14 protein-coding genes and 1 riboswitch are annotated in these 13,082 nt (G+C 44.4%); of the genes, 2 read left to right on the forward strand and 12 right to left on the reverse strand.

Going from position 1 to position 13,082, the window contains the following annotated elements; all coding sequences use genetic code 11:
- Positions 1 to 94: 94 nt before the first annotated feature.
- The 7 genes from NST16_RS15525 to dctS all read right to left on the reverse strand — a co-directional run bounded on the left by NST16_RS15525 (position 95) and on the right by dctS (position 8,226).
- Positions 95 to 862, reverse strand: a complete 768-nt coding sequence (locus NST16_RS15525; RefSeq protein WP_168746979.1) for an ABC transporter permease — start codon at positions 860 to 862, stop codon at positions 95 to 97.
- The gene (locus tag NST16_RS15530; protein WP_168746978.1) at positions 855 to 1,781 is read right to left on the reverse strand and encodes an ABC transporter ATP-binding protein; all 927 of its coding nucleotides are present in this window, start codon (positions 1,779 to 1,781) and stop codon (positions 855 to 857) included. The genes NST16_RS15525 and NST16_RS15530 overlap by 8 nt, the downstream gene beginning before the upstream one ends.
- A gap of 90 nt (positions 1,782 to 1,871) precedes the next feature.
- Complete coding sequence (locus tag NST16_RS15535) at positions 1,872 to 3,110, reverse strand: dicarboxylate/amino acid:cation symporter (protein ID WP_340887436.1); 1,239 nt, start codon at positions 3,108 to 3,110, stop codon at positions 1,872 to 1,874.
- A 72-nt stretch (positions 3,111 to 3,182) separates the two neighbouring features.
- Positions 3,183 to 3,314: riboswitch (cyclic di-AMP (ydaO/yuaA leader) on the reverse strand.
- Positions 3,315 to 3,362: 48 nt separating this feature from the next.
- Positions 3,363 to 4,415, reverse strand: a complete 1,053-nt coding sequence (locus NST16_RS15540) for an AI-2E family transporter (protein ID WP_010333095.1) — start codon at positions 4,413 to 4,415, stop codon at positions 3,363 to 3,365.
- A 148-nt stretch (positions 4,416 to 4,563) separates the two neighbouring features.
- On the reverse strand, positions 4,564 to 5,829 hold the full coding sequence (gene dctP / locus NST16_RS15545; protein ID WP_010333094.1) for a C4-dicarboxylate transporter DctP: 1,266 nt from the start codon (positions 5,827 to 5,829) through the stop codon (positions 4,564 to 4,566).
- A 119-nt stretch (positions 5,830 to 5,948) separates the two neighbouring features.
- Positions 5,949 to 6,629 carry a response regulator gene (locus NST16_RS15550; RefSeq protein WP_340887440.1) on the reverse strand — a complete coding sequence of 227 codons (681 nt, stop codon included), beginning with the start codon at positions 6,627 to 6,629 and terminating at the stop codon, positions 5,949 to 5,951.
- A complete protein-coding gene (gene dctS / locus NST16_RS15555; protein ID WP_268447802.1) occupies positions 6,619 to 8,226 on the reverse strand; it encodes a two-component system sensor histidine kinase DctS in 1,608 nt (535 codons plus the stop codon). Before dctS ends, NST16_RS15550 begins: the two co-directional genes overlap by 11 nt.
- A 70-nt stretch (positions 8,227 to 8,296) precedes the next feature.
- Here dctS and dctB point away from each other — a divergent pair, with 70 nt between their 5' ends.
- Both dctB and NST16_RS15565 read left to right on the forward strand, forming a co-directional pair.
- Positions 8,297 to 9,349 carry a C4-dicarboxylate TRAP transporter substrate-binding protein DctB gene (dctB, locus tag NST16_RS15560; protein WP_010333091.1) on the forward strand — a complete coding sequence of 351 codons (1,053 nt, stop codon included), beginning with the start codon at positions 8,297 to 8,299 and terminating at the stop codon, positions 9,347 to 9,349.
- Positions 9,350 to 9,432: 83 nt separating this feature from the next.
- A complete protein-coding gene (locus NST16_RS15565) occupies positions 9,433 to 10,254 on the forward strand; it encodes a manganese catalase family protein (protein ID WP_010333090.1) in 822 nt (273 codons plus the stop codon).
- Positions 10,255 to 10,295: 41 nt separating this feature from the next.
- Here NST16_RS15565 and NST16_RS15570 read toward each other — a convergent pair whose 3' ends face one another.
- From NST16_RS15570 to NST16_RS15590, 5 genes are all read right to left on the reverse strand, one after another.
- Positions 10,296 to 10,682: a VOC family protein gene (locus NST16_RS15570; RefSeq protein ID WP_010333089.1), complete on the reverse strand. Its 387-nt coding sequence runs from the start codon at positions 10,680 to 10,682 to the stop codon at positions 10,296 to 10,298.
- A gap of 138 nt (positions 10,683 to 10,820) precedes the next feature.
- A complete protein-coding gene (locus NST16_RS15575; RefSeq protein WP_340887445.1) occupies positions 10,821 to 11,180 on the reverse strand; it encodes a YdbC family protein in 360 nt (119 codons plus the stop codon).
- Positions 11,174 to 11,515, reverse strand: a complete 342-nt coding sequence (locus NST16_RS15580) for a cupin domain-containing protein (protein ID WP_268447805.1) — start codon at positions 11,513 to 11,515, stop codon at positions 11,174 to 11,176. Before NST16_RS15580 ends, NST16_RS15575 begins: the two co-directional genes overlap by 7 nt.
- 139 nt (positions 11,516 to 11,654) lie before the next feature.
- On the reverse strand, positions 11,655 to 12,026 hold the full coding sequence (gene gsiB / locus NST16_RS15585; protein ID WP_010333086.1) for a glucose starvation-inducible protein GsiB: 372 nt from the start codon (positions 12,024 to 12,026) through the stop codon (positions 11,655 to 11,657).
- A 129-nt stretch (positions 12,027 to 12,155) separates the two neighbouring features.
- Positions 12,156 to 12,974 carry an EcsC family protein gene (locus tag NST16_RS15590; protein WP_168746969.1) on the reverse strand — a complete coding sequence of 273 codons (819 nt, stop codon included), beginning with the start codon at positions 12,972 to 12,974 and terminating at the stop codon, positions 12,156 to 12,158.
- Positions 12,975 to 13,082 lie beyond the last annotated feature (108 nt).

Raw genomic sequence — 13,082 nt, forward strand, 5'->3', positions numbered from 1 at the left:
TCGAGACACCTCCGTCAGTACCTTTATTATAAACCAAAACATCGTTTGATATTGATTTACGTGAGCTTTTTCACAAAAATGTCATTCCTTGCCTTTAGATTCGAACATCCCGTTTGCAGAAGCTCCACCAGGCAACGGCAATGAAGAAAACAGCATGAATTACAAGTATCCCTACAGAGAACAATGGTGTCATGCCTGAAAACAGAGCCGTTTGTCCGCTTTTGTATTGAGTGAAGTCTGTGTTTGCAAAAAGCAAAAAGCTTCCCCATTTGTTTTCAAACAGCTTCATGATTTGCACAAGTGAACTTGCTCCATATAAAACGACAAAGGAAACGACAACTGAAATGGCGCTGTTGCGGAACAGTGATGAACAAAGCAAACCGAATAATCCCATCAGCACCGCTTCAAGCCAGTTTGTGCCAATTAGTTCCAATGTATTGATGAACAATGTTTTTGATTCAGATGTCACGGACGTGCCAAAAAAGACAAGACCGAATAATAAAGCCAGAATGTAGTATGTCAGATAAAGATAGAAGCTGACCATTATAACTGTCATTAATTTCGACCAAAAAACCTTTTGCCGCTTGACCGGGCGAATGAGCAGAAATTTAATTGTCTTTTTATCAAATTCATTAGAAATAATCGTGGCTGCAATTACAATGGTTAGCGCCTGCAGCAAGATATTCAGGCTCGGTGTATAGGAAAAGTAGCCGATGAAGTTTTCGTCAGTTCCGGCACTGATGACGATCCGTTTAATGATCAGCGCCATAAAAAATTGAAAAACGGCCATCAATATAAGCGAAACAAATGTGACTTTTCGATTAAAGAGTTTCATATGTTCATTCCATATTAATTTAGACAAGCTCTTCTCCCTCCTCTTGATGAGCGGTTGTCGCTTTTATAAATTCATCTTCCAGTGACTGCGTATAAGTCATAATTGAAAATACGTTCAGTCCTTGTCCGACTAGTGAGCGGTTCAGCTCTGGTATATTTTCTTTCGCTATATCCACCACGATGGAGCCGTCTTTACGTTCAGCTGTGTACCCATTGCCCACCAGCCAAGCGATCGCTTTTTCCGCCGGCTGCACTTCAATAACGGCTTTTTCCGTTTTCTGACCGGCTCCATTCAGGCTCACTTCTGCTTTGATCTCGCCTTTTTGTATGATGATGACACGGTCACACAGGTCTTCAACTTCACGCAATAAATGAGTGGCGAATAAAACCGCCGTTCCTTCCTCTTCGGCGAGCTCCTTAATATGGTCGCGAAAATCCTTCATACCGGCAGGATCAAGACCGTTTGTCGGCTCATCTAAAATGAGAAGCTTCGGCCGGTGAAGAATGGCCTGAGCAATGCCGAGACGCTGGCGCATGCCGAGTGAGTAGGTTTTCACCTTATCATCAATTGCTGACGTCAGCCCGACTCGTTCCACAACTTCGTCCAGTCTTTCATCATCTATTTTTTTGTGCATATTTGCAAAGTGTTTGAGGTTTTCCCAGCCTGACAGGTACGGGTAAAACTCAGGGTTTTCCACAATCGCACCGACAGCTTCCATCGCTTGTTCGAACTCAGTGTCATGCTTGAATCCGTTGATGGCTACGCTTCCGCTGTTTTGTTTTAACAGCCCGACGATGATGCGGATGAGTGTCGTTTTTCCGGAACCGTTCGGACCGAGAAGACCGATAATCTCTCCCTGCCTGACGTCCATGCTGATCTGTTTTAAAATCTGTTTAGACCCTATTTTTTTATCAAGGCCTTCAATATGTAAAATCGGCTCAGCCATAAAGCCTTCCTCCTTTTTCGACAAAAAATAAACAGTGCCTAAAAATAGGCACTGTTTATATTATAGCATTTGTTGCTTCCAAATGTTTGGTTAAACCGATAGAGTCGGTGCTTGCTCCGTCTGTTTGTTCTTTTCTGTTTCTGTAATGATGACGGCACAGGCCGCGTCTCCTGTTGTGTTGACCACTGTACGAAGCATATCGAGCAAACGGTCTATTCCGAGGATCAAACCGATGCCCTCAACAGGCAGGCCGACTGATTGAAGCACCATGGCGAGCATAATCAAGCCGACTCCCGGAACACCCGCGGTTCCCACACTTGCTAATACAGCCGTCAATATCACCATCAGCAATTGCGTAAATGTAAGATCATGTCCGAATACCTGTGCAATAAAGATGGTGGCCACCCCTTGCATAATGGCTGTACCGTCCATGTTAATCGTCGCGCCGAGCGGCTGAACGAAGCTGCTGATTGGCTCAGGCACTTTTAGTTTTTTCTGGGCTACATCCATTGATACCGGAAGCGTTGCATTGCTGCTTGAGGTACTGAACGCAACGACCATAACTTCTGAGAAATCTTTAAAGAACGTAATCGGATTTCTTTTTGCTAAAAGGGCCACTGTTGAACCGTAGGTGACGATTGCATGTATGACAAGAGACAGCGTAACAACAATCATGTACAGCCCCATCGCTTTTATTGCACTTAATCCCTGGCTGCCGATAGCTGTCGCAATGAGACCAAACGTGCCGTATGGCGCAAACTTCATGACTAGGTTGACCAGATACATCATCAGTTCATTGCCCTGCTCAACGACTTTCAAAAGCATATCTGCTTTTTTGCCTAGCATCGTAATCCCGAGTCCGACAAAAATGGAAAACACGATAATTTGGAGCATATTTCCTTCAGTCATCGCTTGAACGGGATTGGCCGGAATCATGTTCAGAAGTGTGTCAGCAATACTCGGTGCTTCTTCTGCCTCAAATTTAGCGGATGAGACATCATAAGTGCCGAACTCACCCGGCTTAATGACAAGCGCCAGTATAAGCCCGATCGTAATCGCCACCGCTGTCGTGATGAGAAAATAAGAGACGGCCTTCACACCGATTCTGCCAAGCTTTTTAGGATCGCCAAGCCCGGCAACTCCTAATGTAAGAGAGAAAAAAACAATCGGTACGACAAGCATTTTGATGAGGTTTAAAAAGATGGTGCCAAGAGGGCCAAATACAAACTTATTCAAATATTCAAATAATTCAGGTGATGTTACGTTCAAAATAATCCCCGTGACGGCGCCCAGAACCAATGCAATGATAATCTTTGTTGCCAGTTTCATCCGCATTCCTCCTTTTTTGAAAAAAAGCCCGCGAGAGACTCCCGCGGGCTTTGGCTGTATCATAAAACCACAGGATTCTCTCTTCACGCTGATGAGGTTAGCTGCCGGGTTCGGACGAAGAGATGTCCGTTTTTCAGATGAAAAATAAACCCCAAAAGATTGGGTCCCCCACTCCTTTTAAAAAGGATTAAGCGTGTGGCTTACTATTGTATGATGTAGTTTATTTATACAGAAAAGATCCAATTTTGTAAACTATTTTTTGTTACTTTTTTCTCGGAATCTTTTGGGCCCATCTTCCTTGTTCGTCACATCAAGTATATCAAGAAGAAATACAAAGATCGGAATTCCGATAATTAAGCCCCAAATGCCTAGAAAATGCTCAGAAAAAATCAGGACTGTAAATGTGAAAAAGATCGGCAGCTCTGTTTTCGCTGACATCAGCTTCGGATTGAGGAAATATGTCTCAATCGCATGGATGGCGAAAATGACAAGCACAATGTAGAGCACATACATTCCGCCGCCTGTGCTGTACGCAATAATACTGAGCGGAATCAGGGAGATGACAACGCCTGCTACCGGGATCAATCCGAGAAAGAAAACCATGATGGAGAGTCCCAACAGCTGAGGGAAATGCATAATCCAGAGCGCAATAAAAGTCAGTATACAGTTCACGAGGGCGATGATAAATTGTGCCTCAAGCACCTTGCCGAACGTTCTCGCGAATTTTCCTCCAAAAAAAGCAATCTCATTATAAAACACAGCAAGCTTGCTCGTTTTAAACTGCTCCATAAATTCAGACAGCCGTTTTTTCTCAAATAAGAAGAACATGCTGAGAATGAGCGCCATCACGATCTGCAAGCCGAATGTGCTGATATCGGCCAGATACGTATAAAGTACATTGAAACCCTCTTTGACATACGAACTGATATTAATATCTCCGAAAACACTTGTGATCTCATCAAAGAAAGGAATGCTGCTTGGATGATACGCAATATGTTTAATTTGCTTGATCAGCTGCTGAATCTGTGCGGCAACGACCGGATAAAACACAAACCCTCCGACTGTAAGCAGCACGGCCAGCAAAATGTAGAGAAATGTAATGACAATCCGCTGGCTCACTCGGAAGAAACGGCTCAAAAACTGCCGGACGACAAGCTCCAAACGATCCATAAGAAATGTGAAAATGAAGGTCAGCAATATTAAGTTGATCATGCTCTTAAATAGATATAACACACCAGTTAACACGACAAAGATGGAAAAACGCCTTACTCCCGGGTGCTGAAAAAATTTTACTAAAGCGGCCATTTATACACTCCTGTTAGGACAAACGTCCTTCATTCAATATAGTATCCATTTGTAAATTATATAACAAAAAAATGCTGAGGTCTCTGTCCACACCTTAATAATTTCTAAACAATGAAAAAAACGGCCCCATGGATGGGCCGCTCTTTTTTTAAACTGCTGTTTTCATTTTTTTCAAGCCTTCCACAGCCTCTACGCTTTTTGCTTCATCGAATTCTTTTTCACTTTTTGCAACGATGATTGTGGCGATTCCGTTTCCGATCAGGTTCACAATCGCTCTTCCTTCACTCATGAAACGGTCGACACCGAGCAGAAGCGCAAGGCCCTCAAGCGGGATGACCTGAAGTGCTGACAAGGTTGACGCAAGAACGATAAATCCGCTTCCTGTCACACCGGCTGCTCCCTTCGAAGTCAGCATCAGAACGAGGATAATCGTTATTTGCTGCCCGATGCTGAGATCCACTCCAAACACTTGAGCCAGAAAGACAGTCGCCATTGATAAATAAATGGATGTTCCGTCTAGGTTAAACGAATAGCCGGTCGGAATAACTAGCCCGACGACTGATTTTGAACAGCCGTAGCGCTCCATTTTATCCATCATTCTCGGAAGAACTGATTCTGATGAGCTTGTGCCGAGCACGATGAGAAGCTCATCTTTGATAAAGCGCAGGTAGTTCCAAAGGCTGAATCCGTATAGCTTGCAGATGATATTTAAAACGACAAACACAAACAGGAACATTGTGATATACACAGACAGCATTAAGCTGGCAAGCGGCTTGATGGAATCGAGGCCAAAGTGCCCGATCGTATACGCCATCGCTCCGAATGCGCCGATTGGAGCTGCACGCATAACATAGCCGATAATTTTGAAAAAGACATGTGAAATTTTATCAAAGAAATCAATGACGCTTTTCCCTTTTTCACCTAACGCCGCTAGACCGACTCCGAAAAGAATGGAAAAGAATAAGACCTGCAAAATGTCCCCTTTTGCGAAGGCATCAACCATGTTGGACGGTACGATGTGTGTGACAAATTCAACCCAGTCGATCCCCTGACCGCCATTTTGCGTGTATTGTGAGACATCTCCCTTTTCAAGCTTGCTGTAATCGAGGCCCGCACCCGGCTTCATAATATTAACGACAAATAAACCGATAATGAGTGCAAGGGTCGTAACAACCTCGAAATAGATAAATGCTTTTCCCCCTACTTTTCCAACCTTCTTCATATCGCCCATTTTTGCAATCCCGAGAACGATTGTGAAGAAAATGATTGGAGCGATTACCATTTTCACAGCGTTGATAAAGGTATCGCCAAGCGGTTTCATTTCTTTGCCGACATCCGGCCAAACCAATCCGACAATGACCCCGATGATGACCGCGGTTATAACTTGAACTGTTAAATTTTTAAACAGTTTCATATTCTTCCTCCCCCTGTCCTAGTCGCCTTTGTGTCTTTCTTACTAGAATGATAGCGTTTTCATAAGGGGCGGGGAAGTTTATGTTCATAACGGACATTTTGGTCTTTTTGGTCTTGGATTTACATATTAAATATGTAGCGGTTGACGGGGCGTCCGACTCCTCCGTATTGAACATCAAGCTGAATCGTTCCATTCTTTTCGAGATAATCAAGATAGCGCCTCGCTGTCACTCTGGCGATACCGAGAGCCTTGGCAACCTCTTCAGCAGAAAGAGGCGAAGTTTGCTGCTTCAAAAAAGCAATGAGCTCATTCATCGTAAAATGATTCAACCCCTTCGGCAGATCCTGTACGGTCTGCCGCGGGATATTGAGGATGGCATCGAGCTGATCCTGGGACAGCGTGTCGTTTTCCTCTATTTTTTGTTTATACCGCTTATATTTCTCAAGCGCCTGTTTCATACGTTCGAGCTTAAACGGTTTTAAGATATAGTCAACTGCCCCATTTTGCAGCATAAGAGAAATTGTTTCCTTGTCTTTTGCAGCGGATACGACGATGACATCTACCTCAAGCTTTTGCCTTCTGATCTCCTGCAAAGTTTTGATTCCGTCTTTTTTCGGCATGTATACATCCAGAATCACGAGATCAGGCTGCTTTTCTTTGATCAGTTTGATGCCTTCGTCCCCGTTTCCCGCTTGCGCACAGACGGCAAAGCCTTTAACGGTTGTGATGAAATCCTTATTTACTTCCTGAACCATCGGATCGTCTTCAATGAGCAGAACCTTAATTTCCTTACGAGCCATGCTGCGATTCCTCTCCCTTCATCGGAAAAACGATTGAAAAAGACGTGCCCTGTCCCGGGTGTGAATCGACCTCTATCGCACCCGACCCTTTGTCTGTTATTTGCTTGACTAAATAGAGGCCATAGCCTGTGCCGCCTGTTTTATTCACTGTAAATCCTTTTTCATAGAGGTACGGCATATGTGTGTGTTCAATCCCGCATCCGTTATCTTCTATTAATATCGCTAGAATATCCTCCGTTTGTTCTATACTGATGTCAATTCGTTTATCATCAGACTGAACGGTTTCAAACGAGCCGAAGGCATTTTCAATCAGGTTGCCGAGAAGCACGACGATATCATGCTGGTCGACATGCTCGGGAAATTGCTGCAGGCTGCTGTTTTCATCAATATGCACAGCAATGCCGAGTTCTTTTCCCCTTCTGATTTTACTTAGCAAAAGCCCCGCCGCGGCGTCATTTTGAATGGAGCGATGCAGAAATTCAGTGACGTTTTCCTGCTCGGTTGAAGTCTGAAACGCCAGCTGCAGCGCTTTTTCGGATTTGCCGAGCTGGATCAGGCCTGCGATGGTATGAAGCTTGTTCATATGCTCATGATTTTGGACGCGGAGCGCTTCGACAAAGTTTTTGACACCCGTCAATTCCTCTGCCATCTTGGCCGCTTCTGTTCTGTCCTGGAAAATCGCGACGGCGCCGATGACTTTTTTCTTCATGACGATCGGAATCCTGCTGCTCATGATGACCTTTCCGCTGACACGAATTTCTTCATTATAAACCGCTTTGTTCCGCTCCACGATTTCAGGCAGGCGCGAATCCTTGAGCACATCCCAAATCACCTTTCCGACCAGATCGCCCTGCACCTCAAAAATCTGTTTGGCTTTTTCATTAAATATTGTGATGATATGCCGGTTGTCAATGGCGATCACGCCTTCATTCATAGAGTGAAAGGTAGCGGTTCGCTCTTCATACATCCGGACAATCTCATGGGGCTCGAGCTGAAACATTTGTTTTTTGATATGACGGGCCAAGAGGAACGAACCTGCCAGGCCGAATCCGAGTGTCAGCACTACAATGAAGGCGATATCCCTTCTTAAATGAAACAATATATCAGCCATCCCCGGCAGTGTTTTTCCAACGAGTACCGCTCCGATCTGATTCAAATCCTGATCCTTTACCGGATAAAAGGCCCGGACAGCCGTTCCGATCTCGCCTGTTGCTTCTGAGAAATAAATGTGCTCCGCAAACGCCGCCTCTTCATCTGCACCCTTTGACTTTTTTCCGATGTTTGCGCTGACAGGATGAGTATAACGAATATGATCCATGTCCATGACGACAATGTAGTCTGCTTCATTGATCATACGGATCTCTTCAACCGCATGACGGACGGCTTCTGTTTGTTCTTTTCGCGATAATGCCTCTTTCACTTCGGTCATCTCCGACACCGTCCGAGCCGTATTCATCAGCCGTTTTTTCAGCTCCCTTTCCTCTGTATGCTGAATATTGCCTATGAGCACAATGCCGCCGATCAAAAAGGAGAAAATGACGAGTATGTAGGAGAGGATTGTGATTTTCCAGCGGATTGAGAGCTTCTTTTTGTTCATCAGCTTCTCCTTTCAGGTCTTTACGAATGGCATTGCCCCCATTATCCTTAACATAAGGGGAGGGCTTTTCGTGAAGAGTTTGCTTGCATGTCTCGGTCTGATGATCGCTGGAATTGCAACCGCTTTATTTATCGGATTCCATGATCATACCGGCAATAAAGAGATTGTTTATGATGACGACCAGGAAGGGCTGCAGGATCAAATCATATTTACATTCAGCCATGTCGTTGCTGAAAATACGCCAAAAGGGCTGGCCGCCAATAAATTCGCTGATTTGGTGAACGAAAAATCAGGCGGGAAAATAAAAATTGAAGTATTTCCGAATGGAAGCCTGTACTCGGACATTGAAGAAATTGAAGCCTTGCAAAACGGTGATGTTCAATTTATCGCCCCCTCCACATCGAAGCTCGGCATGCTCTCTCCTGAATGGGGGGTGCTGGATCTGCCGTATGCATTTACAGATTACAATGCCGTCAAAAAAGGGCTGAACGGAAGCATCGGCACACAGCTGTTTGATTCTCTAAAGAAAAACCAGCTAAAAGGACTGGCCTATTGGACAAACGGCTTTAAACAAATCACGACAAATCAAGGGCCGGTCAAAACACCGGGTGATTTAAAAGGGCAAGATCTGCGCATTATGCAAAGCGATGTGATAGAGGATCAGTTCAAGCTGCTTGGCGCAACGCCTCATCAGGAATCCTTCAATTCTACCTTTCAGCTGTTAGAAAACAATATAGTCGATGGCGAAGAAAATACAATCTCAAACATCTATTCTAAAAAATTTTATAATGTTCAGGACTATTTGACAATAAGCAGCCACGGTTATCTCGGCTACGCTGTCATGACTGATGAACACTTCTGGAAGGCGCAAACACCAGAAACACGGCGTATTTTGACTGAAGCGATGAAGGAGACGACGGAGTGGAATGAAACGTATGCCGAACAAATGAATAAGGAGCAGCTGGAAGAAATTAAAAAGAATTCTACTATACATATTTATGAGCTGTCAGATAAAGAGAAAAAAGAATGGATGAAGCGCCTTGATCCTGTTTACCGGCAGTACGAGCCCATCTTCGGCCGGAAGCTGATTCAGGAGCTTTTGGAGCTGCGAAAAGATTCATAGTTCCCATCTCGATACGCTGTGTTTCGTTTATCTTTCATACGATCGGAAATATAAAAAGAGACAAACGAAAAGGAGATGGGTACATGTTTAAGCACACAAAAATGCTGCAGCATCCTGCTAAACCAGATCGTCCAGATCCATTATTCGCTAAAAAAATGCAAGAAATTTTAGGCGGGCAATTCGGAGAAATTTCTGTTGCCATGCAATACTTATTTCAAGGCTGGAATACAAGAGGAAATGAAAAATACAAGGATTTGCTGATGGATACGGCAACTGAGGAACTCGGGCATGTTGAAATGATCGCTACGATGATCGCCAGACTTCTTGAGGACGCTCCGCTTGATCAGCAGGAAAAAGCCGCTGAAGATCCGGTCATCGGCTCCATCCTGGGCGGCATGAACCCTCACCATGCCATTGTATCAGGACTTGGCGCCATGCCGGAAAGCAGTACAGGCGTACCTTGGAGCGGCGGCTATATCGTAGCAAGCGGAAACCTGCTGGCAGACTTCCGCGCCAATCTGAATGCGGAATCACAAGGCCGTCTGCAGGTCGCACGCCTGTTTGAAATGACGGATGACAAAGGCGTCAAAGATATGCTCAGCTTCCTGCTGGCGCGTGACACGATGCACCAAAACCAATGGCTCGCCGCCATTAAAGAATTAGAAGCACAGGAAGGCCCGATTGTGCCGGGGACATTCCCGAAAGCACTCGAAAAACAAGAGTTCTCGCATCAGTTGATCAATTTCTCTGAAGGTGAAGAAAGTGCCGAGCAAAACTGGCTGAAGGAGAAAGCGCCGGATGGAGAAGCCTTTGAATATGTAAAAGAAGCTAAAGCGTTTGGAGAAAAGCCGGAGTTAAAACCAGCACCGCCTTTTGTTCATGATACGCTTCCAGGACGCGAGTAAAGACACTATCATAAAAAGGATAGATCATCATTAACCGTGATCTATCCTTTTTTGTGCGTTGTCTGCCACTCAAGCATCTCCAGACGATTGCCAAATGGATCTGAAATATAGAATCTGTCCGCTCCCGGAAGTTTCTTGTCCTCAACAATTGCAATTCCATTTAATTTTACATGTTCTTTTAAGCCTTCTATATTCAAAACCTCAAATGCAGGGTGTGCTTTTTTAGCCGGGACAAAAGGTTCTTCTATCCCGATATGCAATTGTCTGTTCCCAAAAGTGAACCAGACTCCGCCCCGGGCTTTTAACTCATCTGGTTTTTCAATCTCCTGAAAACCTAATATCCCGCCGTAAAATTGTCTTGCAGCAGTTTCACAGCCTTTAGGAGCCGCAAGCTGAATATGGTCAATTTCATGAAAATGAAAAGTCATCCGAATTAATCCCCCTGATTTCACAATTGAATGCCATTTTCTTCATTCTAATTCAATCAAAATAACAGGAGAATATCTTAATTGTTATTATGAGCGATAAACTCAGCTTATCCTCTTTTTGAGGGCGATTTCTCATCACTAAGCTTTTGTCACGGTCCATCCAGGCTCGTATTCAATTTCCCAGTTCTCAAATAAGAAAGCGACCCCCTCTGCATCAACCTGAGTAAGCGCCACTTCTATTGAATATAACGTAGCCTTTTGCCCGATTTCTTCATAGATAGCGTCATGTTCGTTCTCCATAAAATGATCATAGGCAGCTCTGTTCTCCCAAACGCTGATGATCTCTGCGGTGAACAGCCCATCTGCTGTTTTCCGCCAACCGCCGGTCTGTTTGATGAAGCCATGTACATGTGATAGTGCTCCCCACTTTGACTGCGCGTTTGAAAATGCTTTAGCATTTGCAGTGTCTACTTCACATACAATCCTTTTGATCAGCATGGCAATTCCTCTATCGTGACTGTTTTCGCTTGTATATGCTCGACACAGAGATTCACCGTTCTGACGTAAGAGCGCGTGCGGTGAACCGTTCCTTTTGGGATCAGCAGGCTGTCATTCGCTTTGAGTACCGCGGTTTCTTTGTTCTTAAAATCGATCAGCAGCTCACCTTCAAGAACAATGAATAATTCATCAGAGTCAGGGTGATGGTGCCAGTCATATTCTCCTGTAAACACAGCGAGGCGCACACAGTGGTCGTTGACCTCTGAGATTGAAAAATTGGCGTGTTTTTCTTTGACTTCATTAGCGATGGCGAGCACATTTTGTATCTCGGACATTGGCGAAAACCCCTTTTTTTCACTTATTGTATCGCAATACTGGCATAAATTGAGAAAATACCCAAAATAAAAAGCGATCCAGCTGTTGCGCCGGATCGCTTTTTATCTACAGGTTGTCTGCCTTTTATGCTTTACTTAGTTAGTCGTTGTCGCGGGCGTTTCCGCCTTTTGAGCCAATTTCTTGGTAGAATTCCTTATCATGATTTTTGCTTGTCGCTTCTCCGCCTTTACGGCCGATTTCTTGATAGAATTCTTTGTCATGATTTTCACTAGTGGCTTCTCCGCCTTTTTCACCGATCTCTTGATAGAACTCTTTGTCATGATTCTTGCTAGTGGCTTCTCCGCCTTTTTCGCCGATTTCCTGATAGAATTCTTTGTCATGGTTTTTGCTAGTGGCTTCTCCGCCTTTTTGACCAATCTCTTGATAGAATTCTTTATCATGGTTTTTGCTAGTCGTTTCTCCGCCTTTTCTACCTGCTTCTTCTCTGCTCATTTTGTTATCTTGTGCCATTTTGAATTCCTCCTTTAATTGGTGTTGGTTGTTGTTTTCCCGCTGTCATTTCTTTTAAACAAACAAAACACATTGAGTGTGTTTTGACTGAAAAAAGCAGACGGAACGCGGTGCCCGTCTGCTTTTCTTCTATTCATGATTCTGTGCTGTTTCTTTGAGCCGCTCGAGGATGCGCCGCTTTTTATAGAGCATCATGCCTGTTTCGGTAATGTCATTTAATGTCGAGCGATTGGCTGCCGCGCCAAAGACCATTCCCGCGACCGGCACCATTTGAAAAAGCTTTTTCCAGCCAAAGGTGTCACGGTAGCCTAAAACCACTTCCCGCCAGCCTTGGACTTGGGAAGCGACATTCTTATATGTACGGTCCTGATCATAGTCTTTTAATTCTTTCAGAATGGATCTTTTACCGACAACATCTGCTGAAGTAAGCTGCAAACATTTTACGATGAAGACACGCTCTTTTTTCTCCTTTGGATTATAGCCATAGGCCACTGCGATATCCTGCAGCGTTTTTAATGATAAACCGAGCACAGCCGGAATGTCTGCCGCCAGTGTAAATACGCCGCCCACACCCGTGGTCGCTCCCTGAACGGTTGCAGCATTGATTCGGTTTTTGCCCATCGCTTCAGCAACATCATCCATAACAGCCAGAGGCGCTTTCTGTACGTCCTCCAGTGATTCAAAGGTTTGCTCGGGCAATTTCTTCTGAAACGTTTTGATAATCTGTTTTTCCGATGTCAGGTACTGTCCTCCAGTCTGAACAAAGGTGCCCACCTCATCCAAAAGCTTGCCGATCTTTTTCTGAATGAATTCCGGTGTCAGCTTGTCCAGCAGCTGAAACGGGAGACGGCTGAGTTTTTCCCAAAACCAGACTTTTTGCTGCTCCTTTTCCCATTTCTCTATTTCTTTTAATTGCTGATGTAAGTCTTCTTTTCGTTCTGTTGTCACCCAACTCGCACTTCCCTTCCGTTTTTCTACTTTATAGTATACCTTCATTTTTCTCTAAAACGTTTTTATTTTTCACCTGCGGGTACCCTTTTTATAAAAGCAAAAGGA

The sequence above is a fragment of the Bacillus sp. FSL K6-1005 genome (assembly GCF_038000225.1).
Classification (GTDB): domain Bacteria; phylum Bacillota; class Bacilli; order Bacillales; family Bacillaceae; genus Bacillus; species Bacillus mojavensis.